General features: G+C 72.9%; 13 protein-coding genes. 11 read left to right on the forward strand and 2 right to left on the reverse strand.

Features of this window, described 5'->3' with window-relative positions; genetic code table 11:
- Positions 1–24 precede the first annotated feature (24 nt).
- Positions 25–1,398 (reverse strand): aminopeptidase P family protein, encoded by a 1,374-nt coding sequence (locus AB0M92_RS15500; protein WP_366102643.1) that lies wholly within the window; start codon positions 1,396–1,398, stop codon positions 25–27.
- 190 nt (positions 1,399–1,588) lie between these two features.
- Between AB0M92_RS15500 and AB0M92_RS15505 the strand changes: the two genes are divergently transcribed.
- The 9 genes from AB0M92_RS15505 (at position 1,589) to AB0M92_RS15545 (ending at position 11,831) form a co-directional block, all read left to right on the forward strand.
- A complete protein-coding gene (locus AB0M92_RS15505; RefSeq protein WP_366102644.1) occupies positions 1,589–3,991 on the forward strand; it encodes a collagenase in 2,403 nt (800 codons plus the stop codon).
- Between the two features lie 100 nt (positions 3,992–4,091).
- Complete coding sequence (locus AB0M92_RS15510; RefSeq protein ID WP_366102645.1) at positions 4,092–5,240, forward strand: FAD-binding oxidoreductase; 1,149 nt, start codon at positions 4,092–4,094, stop codon at positions 5,238–5,240.
- Positions 5,237–5,560 carry a (2Fe-2S)-binding protein gene (locus tag AB0M92_RS15515; RefSeq protein WP_366102646.1) on the forward strand — a complete coding sequence of 108 codons (324 nt, stop codon included), beginning with the start codon at positions 5,237–5,239 and terminating at the stop codon, positions 5,558–5,560. The genes AB0M92_RS15510 and AB0M92_RS15515 overlap by 4 nt, the downstream gene beginning before the upstream one ends.
- Positions 5,535–6,968 (forward strand): NAD(P)/FAD-dependent oxidoreductase, encoded by a 1,434-nt coding sequence (locus AB0M92_RS15520; RefSeq protein ID WP_366102647.1) that lies wholly within the window; start codon positions 5,535–5,537, stop codon positions 6,966–6,968. The genes AB0M92_RS15515 and AB0M92_RS15520 overlap by 26 nt, the downstream gene beginning before the upstream one ends.
- Positions 6,969–7,056: 88 nt before the next feature.
- On the forward strand, positions 7,057–7,989 hold the full coding sequence (locus AB0M92_RS15525; RefSeq protein WP_366102648.1) for a dihydrodipicolinate synthase family protein: 933 nt from the start codon (positions 7,057–7,059) through the stop codon (positions 7,987–7,989).
- 17 nt (positions 7,990–8,006) lie between these two features.
- On the forward strand, positions 8,007–9,011 hold the full coding sequence (locus AB0M92_RS15530; protein ID WP_366102649.1) for a proline racemase family protein: 1,005 nt from the start codon (positions 8,007–8,009) through the stop codon (positions 9,009–9,011).
- Positions 8,999–10,105, forward strand: coding sequence for a proline racemase family protein (locus AB0M92_RS15535; RefSeq protein WP_366102762.1), 1,107 nt, complete (start codon positions 8,999–9,001; stop codon positions 10,103–10,105). Before AB0M92_RS15530 ends, AB0M92_RS15535 begins: the two co-directional genes overlap by 13 nt.
- Positions 10,102–11,064 carry an ornithine cyclodeaminase family protein gene (locus AB0M92_RS15540; RefSeq protein ID WP_366102650.1) on the forward strand — a complete coding sequence of 321 codons (963 nt, stop codon included), beginning with the start codon at positions 10,102–10,104 and terminating at the stop codon, positions 11,062–11,064. Before AB0M92_RS15535 ends, AB0M92_RS15540 begins: the two co-directional genes overlap by 4 nt.
- 56 nt (positions 11,065–11,120) lie before the next feature.
- Entirely contained in the window at positions 11,121–11,831 is a 711-nt protein-coding gene (locus AB0M92_RS15545) for a GntR family transcriptional regulator (protein WP_366102651.1), read from the forward strand.
- A gap of 56 nt (positions 11,832–11,887) precedes the next feature.
- On the opposite strand, the gene AB0M92_RS15550 is transcribed toward AB0M92_RS15545, so the two are convergent.
- The gene (locus AB0M92_RS15550) at positions 11,888–12,835 is read right to left on the reverse strand and encodes an SMP-30/gluconolactonase/LRE family protein (protein WP_366102652.1); all 948 of its coding nucleotides are present in this window, start codon (positions 12,833–12,835) and stop codon (positions 11,888–11,890) included.
- 154 nt (positions 12,836–12,989) lie between these two features.
- Here AB0M92_RS15550 and AB0M92_RS15555 point away from each other — a divergent pair, with 154 nt between their 5' ends.
- Complete coding sequence (locus tag AB0M92_RS15555; RefSeq protein ID WP_366102653.1) at positions 12,990–13,640, forward strand: HAD family hydrolase; 651 nt, start codon at positions 12,990–12,992, stop codon at positions 13,638–13,640.
- A 140-nt stretch (positions 13,641–13,780) separates the two neighbouring features.
- On the forward strand, positions 13,781–15,523 hold the full coding sequence (locus AB0M92_RS15560) for an ABC transporter substrate-binding protein (protein WP_366102654.1): 1,743 nt from the start codon (positions 13,781–13,783) through the stop codon (positions 15,521–15,523).
- The last annotated feature ends 21 nt before the right edge of the window (positions 15,524–15,544 follow it).

Raw genomic sequence — 15,544 nt, forward strand, 5'->3', positions numbered from 1 at the left:
CCGCCGGCCACTGACCCTCCGGCTCTACCGGCTCTCCAGCAGAGCCCCCATCCACTCCTCGATCCCCGCGACCGTGCGGGGCAGGGCGCCCGACATCAGTCGGGCGCCCTCTGCCGTGATGACCAGGTCGTCCTCGATGCGCACACCGATGCCCCGCAGCTCCGGCGGCAGGGTCTCGTCGTCCGGCTGGAGGTACAGGCCCGGTTCGACCGTCAGCACCTGGCCCTCCTCCAAGACCCCGTCCAGGTACGTCTGCGCGCGCGCCTTCGCGCAGTCGTGGACGTCCAGCCCGAGCATGTGGCCGCTGCTGCACAGCGTGTACCGCCGGTGCAGATCGCCCCGCGCGTCCTTCAGGACGCCCCACTGCGCCAGCCCCTCCGCGATCACCCGCATCCCGGCCCGGTGGAAGTCGCGGAAGCTGGCGCCCGGTCGCAGTGCCGCGATGCCCGCGTCCTGGGCCGCCAGCACCAGTTCGTACACCTGCCGCTGGACCGGGGAGAAGCGCCCCGACAGCGGGAGGGTGCGCGTGATGTCCGCCGTGTAGAGGCTGTCGGTCTCCACGCCCGCGTCCAGCAGCAGCAGATCGCCGCGGTCGAGCCGGCCGTCGTTGCGGATCCAGTGCAGCACGCACGCGTGCGCGCCCGAGGCGGCGATCGTGTCGTACCCGGTGCCGTTGCCCTCCGCCCGCGCGCGCAGGCCGAAGACCCCCTCGATCCAGCGTTCGCCGCGCGGGTGCGCCAGGGCGCGCGGCAGCGCCCGTACGACGTCCTCGAAACCGGCGGCGGTGTGATCGACGGCGAGCTGGAGCTGTTCGACCTCCCAGGCGTCCTTCACCAGGCGCAACTCTGAGAGGGCGCCGGCCAGTTCGGTGTCGGTGGCGGCGTTGCGGCCCGCCGGGGAGCCCAGGTCGTCCAGGTGGGCGCAGCGCAGGCCGGTCAGGCGCTCGGCCTCGGCCAGGTCGGGGCGGCGGCCGACCCAGAACTCCCCGTAGCGGCGGTCCCGGTAGAACTCCTCGTTGCCGCCGGCGCGCGGGGAGCGGGGGCGCAGGTACAGCACGGGCTCGTGGCCGTGCGGGCCGCGGGGCTCCAGCACCAGGACGTGGCCCACCTGGTCCTCGCCGGTCAGCCCGGTCAGCCAGGCGTACGCGCTGTGCGGGCGGAAGCGGTGGTCGCAGTCATTGGTGCGGACCTTGAGCTCGCCCGCCGGGATGATCAGCCGCTCGCCCGGGAAGCGCGCCGAGAGCCGCTCGCGCCGGACCGGGGTGACCTCGTACGCGCAGACCCGCGCGGTGTCGGGCAGGGGCGACGGCGCCCAGTCGGCGGCCATGAACCGGGACAACTCCGGTGATACCGGCAGGTCGTGGCTGCCGATGTTGAGGCGGGAGGGGGTGTCGGTCATCGGGGCTCCCTCAAGAAGATGCGAACTGGTGGGCGCACAGGGCTTGTCAGTGCAATTTCACATTACTATGTTACAGCTCACACCGCGGCACATTAATCCCCGTCAAACGCCGGGTGACGCAGGGCAGTTCAGACATTTCGCGTCTTCGCGCACCACTTCCCCCACCTCCCCTCCCAACCAGGAGTTCTTGGTGTCCCAGCACAGAGCTGTGCGTACGTCCCTCCTCTCCGCCGCCGTCGCGGTGACGCTCCTCGCCTCCGCCGGCCAGGCCGTGTCCCAGACGGCCGACCGGGCCCCCGCCGCCGCACCCGCCCCGGCCGCCGTGCCCGGCACCTTCACCTCCGGCGCTCCCGGCGCGAACCCCTTCGACGAGGTCGACCACCTCGCCTCGCCCAAGGAGGCCACGCCCGCGACGGGCCAGGCTCCCGGCGGGCTGGCCGCCGACGGCCGCGTCCCCGGGGCCGCCCCGGCCGCGGCCCCCGCCGCACGCCCCACCGGGGGCGCCGAGAAGAGCCGTGAGCGCGCCGCCGCGCCCCAGGCCGCGCCCACCGCGCGCAGCGTCGCCGCGGGCGTCCCCTGCACCCTCGACGGGATCACGGGCCTCAGCCCGGAGCAGTTCGCCGACTTCCTTGCCGACCAGGCCGTCACCGCCGACGGCTGTATGCGCGGGCTCGTCTGGACGTGGGACGCGCGCCTCGCACCCGTCATGGACGACGCGCACGTCCAGGCCGTCGCCCGCCGGATATCCGGCCTGGCCGCCGCCCACGACGGCCGTAACTCCTCCCACCTGGAGGAGATGTTCACGTACCTGCACGCGGCCATCTACCACGACTTCTCGCGCGAGGAGATCGACCTCACGGACGCGGCGACCGCCGACGCCATGAGCCGGGCCGTCACCGACTTCGGCAACGCGGCCCGCACCTTCGACGCCACCGCCTCCAACGCCCGGACCCTGCGCGAGGCCCTCTACGCCACCGGCCCCGGCATGCGTCACACCCAGCTCGGACTGATCAAGAAGGTCCTGGCCACCCTGGACGCCTCGCACCCCGCCACCAGCGCGGACGCGAACTGGGGCGGCGCGGCGCTCGCGGCCCTCACCGTCAACTACCTCGGCGTGTACCCGGGCAACGAGGACTCCGCCTTCCACGCCGCCGCCAAGGCCGACCCCGCCTACCGGGCCGCCTTCAAGGCCTTCGCCGGCTACACCCACCTCAAGGACACCGCCAACGCGTGGGTCGTTCGCGACGCGCTGGGCGAGTACGGCCGCTTCGGCCAGATCGAGGGCCTCCAGGACCAGATATCCGCCGACCTCGGCGGCCTCCTGGAGCCGGTCAAGGCCGCCTGGGGCACCGGCAGCGAGCCCTGGGCCAAGGTCGTCTCCTGGCTGAACACCTACAACGCGTGCAAGCAGTACGGGGTGTGCAAGGAGGACATCGAGAAGATGCTCTTCCCGAACACGTACACCTACGACAACGGCGGCATCAAGGTCCGCACGGCCCTCGACCGGGCCACCGTCGACCAGCTCTACTACGCGAGCAAGCAGGTCAAGACGCAGTTCCACCGCGTCGTCGGGACCGACCAGCCGCTGGCCGGCGACCCCAACACCACGCTGAACATCGTGCTGTACGCCTCCCGCGCCGACTACGTGACCTACCAGACGATGCTGTACGGGTACGGCACCGAGAACGGCGGCATGTACATCGAGAACGGCGCCACCTTCTACACCTACCAGCGCCGCGTCCCGCAGGACTCCTCCCTCACCCTCGAAGAGCTCTTCCGGCACGAGTACACGCACTACCTCAACGGCCGGTTCGCCGTTCCCGGGTTCTTCGGCGAGGGCCCCTGGTACGAGGGCGACCGCACGACCGCCATGGACGAGGGCACGGCCGAGTTCTTCGACGGCGCCACCCGCGACAACGGCATCGCCGTCCGCAAGTCCCTGGTCAAGGGCATCATGGCCGACACGTCCGGCGGCGGACCGCGCATGACGATCGAGCAGCTGCTCAACGCCACGTACGACGGCGACGGCTTCCGCTTCTACAACTACGCGGGCACCTTCTTCGAGTTCCTGTGGACCGAGAAGCCCTCGCTGCTGCGCGAGATGTACACCCACCTGCGGGCCAATGACGTGGCCGGGTACGACGCCTGGCGCCACCGCATGGGCGCGGACTCCTACCTCCAGCGCGACTACAACCGCTTCCTGGACGCGCAGATCGCCAAGGTCGACCAGCTGTACGTGCCGAACACCAGCTTCACGCCCAACGACCGGCTGCGCGACGCGGCGCTGGGATCCGTGAAGTCGGCCTTCGCGACCGCCACGTACAACACCCCGGACTGCGTGGAGAACGGGGACCCGGGCAAGCGGCGGTTCACCTGCACCGGCCGGATCACCTCGAACCTGACGAACTGGCGCAGTGACGACCAGAACTTCAAGGACATGTCGGAGACGGTCGACTACTTCATCCTCGACCGGGCCGGCGCGGCCTCCAACAACCTGGCCGACATGAACTGCTCCTTCGGCCCCGTCGAGGTCTGGACCGACCACAAGGCGGGCACGTCGAGCTACAGCTGCGAGGGCCCCCTGCGCAGCTGACCCGGCGCCGGCGGCCGGTCCCCTCCCGTCAGCGGGGACGGGACCGGCCGCCGCACCCGGGTACCTAGGCACCTACTGAAGAATGTGACATATTACTGCCGTGCCCAAGAGACATCCCCTGGACGTCGTGATCATCGGCGCCGGCGTCGTCGGAGCCGCGATCGCGTACTACGCGGCCCGCTCCGGACTCTCCGTGGCCGTCGTCGACCGCGGTCCCGTCGCGGGCGGTACGACGGGAGCCGGGGAGGGCAACCTGCTCGTCTCCGACAAGGAGGCGGGCCCGGAGCTCGACCTGGCCGTGCTGTCGGCCGGCCTCTGGTGCGAACTCGCCGCCGTCCTCCCGCAGGAGATCGAGTACGAGGCCAAGGGCGGGCTCGTCGTCGCCCCGGACGAGGCTTCGCTGGCCGCTCTGCGGAAGTTCGCCGAAGGCCAGCGGGCGGCCGGGGTCGAAGCCGTCGAGGCGGGGCCGGGCGAACTCCGCGAGCTGGAGCCCCATCTGGCCCACGGGCCGGCCGGCGGGTTCCTGTACCCGCAGGACGCCCAGGTCCAGCCGGCCCAGGCGGCGGCGAGGCTGCTGGCCGCCTCGGGAGCCTCGGTGCGCCTGGGGGAGGAGGTGACGGAGATCCTGACGGGGCCGGCGGGTGTGCGCGGGGTGCGCACGCGCGGCGGTGAACTCCTCGCCCCGGCGGTGGTGAACGCGGCCGGGACCTGGGGCGGGCGCATCGCGGAACTGGCCGGGGTCGACCTGCCGGTGCTCCCGCGCCGCGGGTTCGTCCTGGTGACGGAGCCGCTGCCCGAGCTGGTGCGGCACAAGGTCTACGCCGCGGACTACATCTCCGACGTGGCGAGCGGTTCGGCGGAGCTCCAGTCCTCGGCGGTGGTCGAGGGGACGCCGGCGGGGCCGGTGCTGATCGGGGCGACCCGGGAGCGGGTCGGATTCGACCGCTCGCTCTCGGTGGAGGCGCTGCGCCGCCTGGCGACGCAGGCCTCGGCCCTGTTCCCCGTCCTGGCCGGGGCCCGGGTGCTCCGTACCTACCACGGCTTCCGCCCCTACCTCCCGGACCACCTCCCGGCGATCGGCCCGGACCCCCGGCTCCCGGGCCTGCTGCACGCGTGCGGCCACGAGGGGGCCGGCATCGGCCTGGCCCCGGCCACGGGCGTCCTGATCGCAGCCGCCCTGGCGGGGTCGCGGCCCCCGCTCCGCCTGGACCCGTTCCGCCCGGACCGCTTCGCGGAGGACCCCCGATGAACCAGAAGACCCCGCGCAGCCTCGTCGGCGGTGCGCCGCAGGCGACGTACGTCCTGCGCTTCGACGGCCGCGAGCTCACCGCCCAGGCGGGCCAGAGCATCGCCGCCGTGCTCTGGGGCGCCGGGATCCTCGCCTGGCGGACCACCCGCCAAGGGGGCGCCCCGCGCGGCGCGTTCTGCGGGATCGGCAGCTGCCACGACTGCCTCGTCACCGTCAACGGCCGCCCGAACCAGCGCGCCTGCCTCGTCCCCGCCCGCCCCGGGGACGCCGTCACCACCCAGGAGGGAACCGGCCATGCCGAAGCCGAACCCGGCATCTGACCTCGCCGTCGTCGGCGCCGGCCCCGCCGGGCTCGCCGCCGCCGTCACCGCCGCCGGCCTCGGGCTCCGGGTCACCCTCCTCGACGCGGGGGAGCGCCCCGGCGGCCAGTACTACCGCCACCCCGCGCCGGAGCTCGGGGCCGAGCGCCCCGAGGCCCTGCACCACGGGTGGTCCGCCTTCACCGGACGCGAAGCGGCCCTGCGGGCCCACCGGTCGGCCGGCCGCATCACCCACCTCCCGTCCCACCACGTCTGGACGGTGGTCCCCGGCGGCCGCGACGGCTGGACCCTGCACGCCGTCGCCGGCACCGGCCCCGACGAGGAGGCCGCCACCGTGCACGCCCGGGCCGTGCTGCTCGCCACCGGGTCCTACGAGCGGCAACTGCCCTTCCCCGGCTGGACCCTCCCCGGGGTGGTCGGGGCCGGAGGGGCCCAGGCCATGCTCAAGAGCGGGCTCGTGCTGCCGGGCCGGCGCGTCGTCGTCGCCGGGAGCGGCCCGCTGCTGCTCGCCGTCGCGGGGTCCCTCGCGGCCGCCGGGGCCCGGGTGCCGGCCGTGGTCGAAGCCGCCGCGTACACCGCGTACGCGGGCCACGTCCCCGCCCTGCTGCGCAACCCCGGCAAGCTGGCCGAAGGCGCCGCGTACGGCAGCGCCCTGCTGCGCCGCCACATCCGCCTCCTCACCCGGCACGCCGTGACCGAGGCCCACGGCACCGACCGGGTCGAGGCCGTCACCGTGGCCCGCCTGGACCGGGACTGGCGGCCCGTGCCCGGCACCGCCCGCCGGATCCCGTGCGACGCCCTCGCCGTGGGCCACGGGCTCGTCCCCCAGCTGGAGCTGGCGACCGGCCTCGGCTGCGCCACGCGGCCGGCCGCCGACGGCACCGTCGCCCTCGCGCTGGACGCCGAGCAGCGGACCTCCGTCCCCGGGATCTGGTCCGCGGGCGAGACCGGCGGCATCGGCGGAGCCCAACTGGCGCTCATCGAAGGGGAGATCGCGGCGCGTTCCGTCGCCGCGCGTTCCGTCGCCGCCCACACCGCTGCCGGCGGCCCGCCCGCGCCCGCCGCCCTGATCCGGCGCCGCGCCCGCCTGCGCGCCTTCGCCGAGGCCATGGGCGCCGCCCACCGCCCCGCCGACGGATGGACCGGCTGGCTCCGTGAGGACACCGACGTGTGCCGCTGCGAGGAGGTCCCGGCCGGCCGGATTCGCGAGGCCGTTTCCGACCTCGGCGCGCGGGACTCCCGTACGGTCAAACTCCTCACCCGCGCCGGAATGGGCTGGTGCCAGGGCCGCATGTGCGGACCGGCCGTCGCCGCCCTGGCCGGCGACGGACCCGCGGCCGACCGGCGGCCCCTGTCCTGTCCGGTCCCGCTGCGCCACCTCGCCGAACTGCCCCCGGCGGACGGCTGACCGGGCGGACCGATCGGACGGTCCGGACCCTTGTGGCCGACTCGCACCCACTAGTAAAATGTCACACACCACTCTAGGGAGCTCTCTCATGACCGACGCGCACACCCCCGCGCCCACCACCGGTACGGACACTCGCACCCGCCCCTGGCACGGCATCATGGTCGCCACCACGCTGCCCCTGCGCGAGGACCTCACGGTCGACCACGACGCCTACGCCGAACACGTGGCCTGGCTCATCGCGAACGGCTGCGACGGCGTGGTCCCCAACGGCTCCCTCGGGGAGTACCAGACCCTCACCGACGAGGAGCGGGCCCGCGTGGTCCGTACCGCCGTCGAGGCGGCCGGCGACGGCGCCCGCGTCATGCCCGGCGTCGCCGCGTACGGCAGCGCCGAGGCCCGCCGCTGGGCCGACCAGGCCGCCGAGGCCGGGGCCGGCTCCGTACTCCTGCTGCCCCCCAACGCCTTCCGGGCCGACGAGGCGACCGTACGCGCCCACTACGCCGACGTCGCCCGCGCCGGGCTCCCCGTCGTGGCGTACAACAACCCCATCGACACCAAGGTGGACCTGACCCCCGGCCTGCTCGCCCGCCTGCACGGCGACGGCAGCATCGTCGCCGTCAAGGAGTTCAGCGGGGACGTCCGCCGCGCCTACGAGATCGCCGAACTCGCCCCGGGCCTCGACCTGCTCATCGGCGCCGACGACGTCCTGCTCGAACTCGCCCTCGCGGGCGCGGTCGGCTGGATCGCCGGCTACCCCAACGCGCTGCCGCGCTCCTGCGCCGAGCTCTACCGGGCCGCCGTCGCCGGGGACCTCGCCACCGCGCTGCCGCTGTACAAGTCCCTGCACTCGCTGCTGCGCTGGGACTCCAAGACCGAGTTCGTCCAGGCCATCAAGCTCTCCATGGACCTCGCGGGACGCCCCGGAGGCGCCACCCGTCCGCCCCGCTTCCCCCTCACCGGGGAGACCGAGGCGGCCGTCCGCGCCGCCACCGAGAAGGCCCTCGCCGAGGGCCACAACTAAATCCGAGGGAAGCCGGAATGCGTACGCGCCACATCTACCACGCGGTGGACTCGCACACCGAGGGCATGCCGACCCGGGTGATCACCGGGGGCGTCGGGGTGATCCCCGGCGCCACGATGGCCGAGAAGCGGCTCCACTTCATCGAGCACCTGGACCACGTCCGGACCCTGCTCATGTACGAGCCGCGCGGGCACTCCGCGATGAGCGGCGCCATCCTCCAGCCCCCCACCCGCCCCGACGCCGACTTCGGCGTGCTCTACATCGAGGTGTCGGGTCTGCTCCCGATGTGCGGGCACGGGACCATCGGGGTCGCCACCGTCCTGGTCGAGACGGGCATGGTCGAGGTCGTCGAGCCGGTCACCACCGTGCGGCTCGACACCCCGGCCGGGCTGGTGAGCGTGGACGTCCGGGTCGAGGACGGGGCGGCCACCGCCGTCACCCTCACCAACGTCCCCTCCTTCTGCGCCGGACTCGACCTCAAGGCCGAGGTGCCCGGCTTCGGCACGGTCACCTACGACCTCGCCTACGGCGGGAACTTCTACGCCTTCGTCGAACTCGACGCCCTCGGTCTCCCCTTCGACCGGGAGCGGGGGGACGACCTGCTCGCCGCGGGACTCGCCGTCATGGACGCCGTCAACGCCTCCGGCGACCGGCCCGTCCACCCCGAGGACCCCTCCATCGGCGGGGTCAAGCACGTCTACCTCGCCGCTCCCGGCTCCGACGCCCGCCGCTCCCGGCACGCCATGGCCATCCATCCGGGCTGGTTCGACCGCTCGCCGTGCGGTACGGGTACCAGCGCGCGCATGGCGCAGCTGCACGCCCGCGGCCACCTCGCCCTCGGCGAGGACTTCGTCAACGAGTCCTTCATCGGGACGCAGTTCACCGGCCGGCTGATCGGGGAGACCACCGTCGGCGGGCTCCCGGCCGTCGTCCCCACCGTCACCGGCCGGGCCTGGATCACCGGCACCGCCCAGTACTTCCTCGACCCCTGCGACCCCTTCCCCGCGGGATTCCTGCTGTGAGCGCCGGGGCCGCCGCGGCCGCGGGGAGCGCCGTACGGACGACCGACTACCACACCGCCGGGGAACCCTTCCGGATCGTCGACACCGCCGGGGCGGGCCTGCCGCCCGTACCCGGGGACACCGTCGCCGAGCGCTGCGCCACCGCCATCGGCCCCGGGGGCTCCGGGACGGCTCCGCGCCGGAGCCCGCTGGACGACGTACGGCGCTTCCTCGTGCAGGAGCCGCGCGGGCACGCGGGGATGTACGGCGGCTTCGTCGTGCCCCCGGACGACGACGGGGCCCACTTCGGCGTGCTGTTCTGGCACAAGGACGGCTACTCCACCGCCTGCGGCCACGGCACGATGGCCCTCGGCGCCTGGGCCGTGGACACCGGCCGGGTCGCCGCCCCGGACGACGGCGACGTGCAGGTGCGGATCGACGTGCCCTCGGGGCGGGTCGCGGCGACCGTGCACCGCGCCGGCGGCCGCACCACCGGGGTCACCTTCCGCAACGTCCCGGCCCGGGTCGGCGCCCGCAAGGTGCCGGTGGCGACCACGCTGGGCCTGGCCGAGGTGGACATCGCGCACGCCGGCGCCTGTTACGCGTCCGTCGCCGCCCGGGACCTCGGCCTGGAGGTGACGCGGGCCGCGCTGCCCGAACTCGTCCGCGCCGGACAGGAGATCCGGGCCGCGCTGGCCACCCACCCCGGGACCTGGCACCCCGGCGGCCCGCTGCTCTCGGGGGTCTACGGGGTGATCCTCCACGAGGAGCTGCCCGGCACCCCGTTCGGGCCGCACCAGCGCAACGTCACCGTGTTCGCCGACGGGCAGATCGACCGCTCGCCCTGCGGCTCGGGGACCTCGGCGCGCCTCGCGCTGCTGGCGGAGGACGGCCGGATCGGGGCGGGGGAGGACCTGCTGCACGAGTCGGTGGTGGGCACGGTGTTCACGGGGCGCGCGGTGCCGGCGGGATCCGGTGACCGCTTCCGTACGGGCTCCCGGGACGGCTCTCGCGAGGGCCTGGTCACGGAGGTCACCGGCACGGCGTACCGCACCGGCGAGCACGCCTTCGTCCGCGATCCGCAGGACGCCCTCGGCGCGGGATTCCAGCTGTGATCCCGCAGTTCGAGGCGGCGGAGACGGCCGCGCTGCTGACCCCGGCCGCGGCGGCCGACGCGCTGGCCGGCGCACTGCGGGCCGGGCTGGACCCGGAGTCCTGCCCGCCGCGCTCGGCGGTTGCGGTGCCGGGCGGGGGCGAGCTGCTGCTGATGCCGGCCGCGGAAGGGGCGTACGCCGGGGTGAAGATCGCCGGGGTGGCGCCCGGCAACCCGGCCCTCGGGCTCCCTCGCATCACCGGCTCGTACCTGCTGCTGGACGGGCCGACGCTGCGCCCGCTGGCCCTGTTCGACGGCGCGGCGCTGACCGCGCTGCGCACCCCGGCGGTCTCGGCGCTCGCCCTGCGGTACCTGGTTCCGGCCGGGCGGGCCCTTCGGCTGGTGCTCTTCGGCGCCGGGCCGCAGGCGTACGGGCACCTCGAAGCGGTGCTGCACGAGCGGGAGCCGGCGGAGGTGGTGGTCGTGGGCCGCAACCCGGTGAGCGCGCGGAAGCTGGCGGAGCACGCCCGGGCCCTGGGGGTGGCGGCCCGTACGGGTGTCCCGGCGGATGTGGCGGGAGCGGACCTGGTGCTCTGCTGCACCACGGCCCGCGAACCCCTCTTCGACGGGCGGCTGGTGGCCCCGGGGGCGACGGTGGTGGCGGTCGGCTCGCACGAGCCGGACGCCCGGGAGACCGACACCGCCCTGGTGCGGCGGGCGGCGGTGTACGTGGAGTCGCGGGCGGCGGCCCTGCGCGAGGCGGGGGATCTGCTGGTGCCGGAGGCGGAGGGGGCGATCGGTCCCGGTCATATCAACGGCACCCTGGCCGACCTGGTGGCGGGCCGGATGCCGGCTGCCGGGGAGCAGAGTTGTCCACAGCTCTTCAAGAGCGTGGGCATGGCCTGGGAAGATCTCGCTGTGGCGGTGGCGATGTATCGCGCCGCCGGAGGCGCCACCGCTCGGGGATCAAGCGAAACGTGACATTGTACGCTGTTCCCCTGCACCCGGTGGTGCACAGCCGGTTCGGAGGAAGAGCAATGGGTGACCTGAAGCAGCACAGCCTCATCAAGGCCCAGGAACGGCTCCGCGACCAGGTCGGCCACGCCCTTCGAGCGGCCCTGATAGCGGGTGAACTGCGCCCCGGCAGCGTCTACTCGGCGCCCGGCCTCGCCGCCGAGCTCGGGGTCTCCGCCACACCGGTCCGCGAGGCGATGCTCGACCTGGCCCGCGAGGGCCTGGTGGAACCCGTCCGCAACAAGGGCTTCCGGATCACCGAGGTCAGCGAGCGGGACCTGGACCAGTACACCGAACTGCGCACGATGATCGAGGTTCCGACCATCGGCCGGATCACGAAGATCGCCACGGCGGAGCAGCTGGAGGAGCTGCGCCCCATCGCCGAGGAGATCGTCACCAGCGCCCGAGAGCACAACCTCATCGGCTATCTGGAGGCGGACCGCCGCTTCCACCTCTCCCTGCTGGCCCTGGCGGGCAACGACCGCCTGGTCGAAACGGTCGGCGACCTGCGCAAGCGCTCGCGGCTGTACGGACTGACGGGCCTGGACGAGGCCGGAAAGCTGGTCTCGTCCGCCGAGGAGCACATCGAGCTGCTCGACCTGATGATCGCCGGCGACGCGGAGGCGGCGGAAGCCTGCATGGTCCGCCACCTCGGCCACGTCCGTTCCCTCTGGGCCCAGGGCCGGGACGAACCGGTGGGCCGCACCCCGGGAGGCCTCGGCTCGGGCGTCTAGGCCGCGTCCTTCGGAGCGTCGCGGGGCCGCGCCGCGGTGCGAGGGCGCCGCGGAACTCAGTCGTCGAGCCAGCGCCGGCGCCCCGGGCCGGTCGGGTGCGTACCGGTGATGCCCATGACCACCGAGTAGAGGCTGGTCTGCGCGGTGATGAAGAGGCGGTTGCGCTTCGCGCCGCCGAAGGCGATGTTGGAGACCGTCTCGGGGACGTCGAGCCGTCCGATCAGAGTGCCGTCGGGGTCGTAGCAGTGCACCCCGTCGTCCATCGCGGCGGCCCAGAGCCGGCCGCCGTCGTCGAAGCGCAGGTTGTCGAAGCGGGCCTTGCCGGGCGCCGCTTCGGCGAAGACCCCGCCCTCGGACAGCGTGCCGTCGTCGCGCACGTCGAAGACCCGGATGAAGCCGGCCCTCGTGTCGGAGACGAACAGCTGCCGCTCGTCGGGGGAGAAGACCAGCCCGTTCGGCGCGCCGAACCCGTCCGCGACCAGCCGCACCGCCCCGGTGGCCGGATCGATGCGGTACACGTTGCCGGCGCCGATCTCGCTCTGCGCGCGGTGGCCCTCGTAGTCGCTGGTGATGCCGAAGTCCGGGTCGGAGAACCAGATCGAACCGTCGGACTTCACCGCCGCGTCGTTCGGGCTGTTCAGCCGCTTGCCGTTCCAGCGGTCCGCCAACACGGTGACGGTGCCGTCGTGTTCGGTGCGGGTGACGCGCCGGTTGCCCTGCTCGCAGCTGATCAGGCGGCCCTGTCGGTCGAGGGTGTTGCCGTTGGTGTTGCCGGCGGCGCGGCGGAAGACGCCGACGGCGCCCGTCTCCTCGTCCCAGCGCAGCATCCGGTCGTTGGGGATGTCGCTCCAGACCACCTGTCGCCAGGCGGGCACGTAGACCGGCCCCTCGGCCCAGCGGCAGCCGGTGTACAGGACTTCGAGCGCGTCGTCACCGTTCATGCACCGCCCGGTACGGAACCGGTCGTCGAGCATCTCGTACAGCCCGGGGCGCTGGCTGGTCATGGGCCTTCCCTTCCTGGCAGGTGTGAGACCGAATGAAATCTGGTCACAGCTGAAGATTGCAAGATGGGCTATGGCCTACGCCAGAAGATTTCGAATGAAGAGGTGTGGATCACATCGGGGTATTCCCGGCCGCCCCACCGCCTACCCTGTGGGAATGATCAAGCCGATCGAACTCGTGATATTCGACTGCGACGGTGTCCTCGTCGACACCGAACGCCTCGCGGTACGCCTCCAGGTGGAACTCGGCGCAGAGTTGGGCTGGCCGCTGACCGCCGACGAGGTCGTCGAGCGCTTCATCGGGCGCGCCAAGGAGTCGATCGTCGGACAGCTCACGGAGCGGCTCGGCGCCGGGACGGCCGGGCTCTGGTGGAAGCTGCTGATCGAGCGGCACCGGGAGGCCGTCGACCTCGGGTTGGACCCGGTGGCGGGGCTGCCCGAGGCGCTCGCGGCCATCGCCCTGCCGACCTGCGTCGCGTCCAGCGGCTCGCACGAGAAGATGCGGCACACCTTGGGGTGCACCGGTCTGTACGGCCATTTCGAGGGCCGCATCTACAGTGCGAGCGAGGTCTTGCGGGGCAAGCCCGCCCCGGACCTCTTCCTGCACGCCGCGCGGAAGATGGGCTTCGATCCGGAGGTGTGCGCGGTGGTCGAGGACAGCGGACCCGGCGTCCGGGCGGCCAGGGCGGCCGGCATGCGCGCGTTCGGCTACTCCGGCGGCCCGACCCCCGCGGGGCGGCTCGAAGGCCCCGGCACCGTCGTCTTCGACGACATGCGCAAGCTCCCGGGGCTGCTCGCCGCACTCTGACGCCCGCCCCGCAACTCGCTTTCGGGCGGCTGGATTTGGACACGGCTGGATAACGGCGGTGCCAACCCCTTGTCAGTACAATTTCACATTACTATGTTACCGGTCACATCATAGAGCGCGGCCCTTCACTGGAGTGACCCATGACCAAGCGCACCCAACTCGCCCTCGCCGCCACCCTCGTGGCGGCACTCGCACTCGGTGCCTCGGGCTGCTCCGACCCCAAGAAGGGCTCCGCGGGCGCCGGCGCGAGCAACCCCGCCGCCGGCAACGACGGCAAGGTCCTCGGCGGAACCCCGGTCAAGGGCGGGACCCTGACCGTCCTGTCCAACCAGGACTTCTCCCACCTCGACCCCGCCCGCAACTGGGTCATGCCGACGATGGACTTCGGCACCCGCCTCCTCTACCGCACCCTCGTCACCTTCAAGGCCGAGCCCGGCAAGGGCGGCAGCGAGCTGGTCCCCGACCTCGCCACCGACCTCGGCACCCCCTCCAACGGCGGCAAGACCTGGACGTTCACCCTCAAGGAGGGTGTGAAGTACGAGGACGGCTCGCCCATCAAGGCGCAGGACATCAAGTACAACGTCGAGCGCTCCTTCGCCCCCGACCTGACCGGCGGCCCCGACTACGCCGCCCAGTACCTGGCCGGCGGCGAGGGCTACAAGGGCCCGCTCCAGGGTCAGCACCTCGACTCCGTCAAGACCCCCGACGACCGCACGATCGTCTTCGAACTGAAGCGCCCGGTCGCCGAGTTCTCCGCCACCGCCACCCTCCCCACCTTCGCCCCGGTCCCGCAGGCCCAGGAGAAGGGCACCCAGTACGACGCCCGGCCGTTCTCCTCCGGCCCGTACAAGATCGAGTCGTACGACCGCGACAAGAAGCTCGTTCTCGTCCGCAACGAGCACTGGGACCCGAAGACCGACACCGTCAGGAAGGCCTACCCCGACAAGTTCGTCGTGGTCATGGGCCTCAAGGGCGGCCAGATCGACGACCGGATCATCGCGGGCGAGGGCGCCGACGCCTCCGCCGTCCAGTACATGGACATGCGCCCCGAGAGCGCCCCCAAGGTGCTGCCGAAGCCGGAGGTCAAGGCGCGCCTGCTCGCCGAGTCCCAGGGCTGCACCGAGATGCTCTACCTCAACAACTCCCGGGCGCCGTTCAACGATCCCAAGGTCCGCGAGGCCATGCAGTACGCCGTCGACAAGGAGGCGGTGATCACGGCCGGCGGCGGTCCGGCCCTCAACGAGGTCGCCACCGCCTACCTGCCCCCGGCGCTCTCCGGCGGCAAGCAGGCCGACACCCTCAAGATCGCCCCGGCCGGAGACCCGGCCAAGGCCAAGGAACTCCTCAAGGCCGCCGGCAAGGAGTCGCTGAAGGTCTCCCTCGCCGTCTCCACGGGCGACAAGGGCAAGGCCGAGGCCATCCAGCAGGGCCTGTCCCGCGTCGGCATCGAGGTCGTCGTCGACACCATCGACCCGGGCGCGTACTACGACGTGATCGGCGACCTCTCCACCACCCCCGACATGACGCTCTCCGGCTGGTGCCCGGACTACCCCTCCGGCTCCACCTGGATCCCCTTCGTCTTCGACGGACGCACCATCAAGGAGAAGGGCAACCAGGGCAACAACAGTCAGTTCCGCGACGAGGCCACCATGAAGCGGATCGACGAGATCAACGCCATGGCGGACGCCAAGCAGGCCAACCAGGCCTGGATCGACCTCGACGCGGAGATCATGAAGAAGTCCCCGGCCGTCCCGGTCCTGCTGGAGCGCAAGCCGCTGCTCGTCGGACCCAACATCGCCGGCGCCTACGGCCACCCCGTGTGGACCGGCACCATCGACTACGCGACCGTCGGCCTCAAGGACCCCTCGAAGAGCCAGGGCTGAGGGATACGGAGTCCCGACACC

The sequence above is a fragment of the Streptomyces sp. NPDC051582 genome, assembly GCF_040681715.1.
In the GTDB taxonomy this organism is placed as follows: Bacteria; Actinomycetota; Actinomycetes; order Streptomycetales; family Streptomycetaceae; genus Streptomyces.

What these genes read in the sequence shown, in the direction of transcription:
- AB0M92_RS15500 (WP_366102643.1), bottom strand. Translation starts at nt 1,398, where the DNA reads ATGACCGACACCCCCTCCCGCCTCAACATCGGCAGCCACGACCTGCCG.
- AB0M92_RS15515 (WP_366102646.1), top strand. Translation starts at nt 5,237, where the DNA reads ATGAACCAGAAGACCCCGCGCAGCCTCGTCGGCGGTGCGCCGCAGGCG.
- AB0M92_RS15520 (WP_366102647.1), top strand. Translation starts at nt 5,535, where the DNA reads ATGCCGAAGCCGAACCCGGCATCTGACCTCGCCGTCGTCGGCGCCGGC.
- AB0M92_RS15525 (WP_366102648.1), top strand. Translation starts at nt 7,057, where the DNA reads ATGACCGACGCGCACACCCCCGCGCCCACCACCGGTACGGACACTCGC.
- AB0M92_RS15530 (WP_366102649.1), top strand. Translation starts at nt 8,007, where the DNA reads ATGCGTACGCGCCACATCTACCACGCGGTGGACTCGCACACCGAGGGC.
- AB0M92_RS15545 (WP_366102651.1), top strand. Translation starts at nt 11,121, where the DNA reads ATGGGTGACCTGAAGCAGCACAGCCTCATCAAGGCCCAGGAACGGCTC.
- AB0M92_RS15550 (WP_366102652.1), bottom strand. Translation starts at nt 12,835, where the DNA reads ATGACCAGCCAGCGCCCCGGGCTGTACGAGATGCTCGACGACCGGTTC.
- AB0M92_RS15555 (WP_366102653.1), top strand. Translation starts at nt 12,990, where the DNA reads ATGATCAAGCCGATCGAACTCGTGATATTCGACTGCGACGGTGTCCTC.
- AB0M92_RS15560 (WP_366102654.1), top strand. Translation starts at nt 13,781, where the DNA reads ATGACCAAGCGCACCCAACTCGCCCTCGCCGCCACCCTCGTGGCGGCA.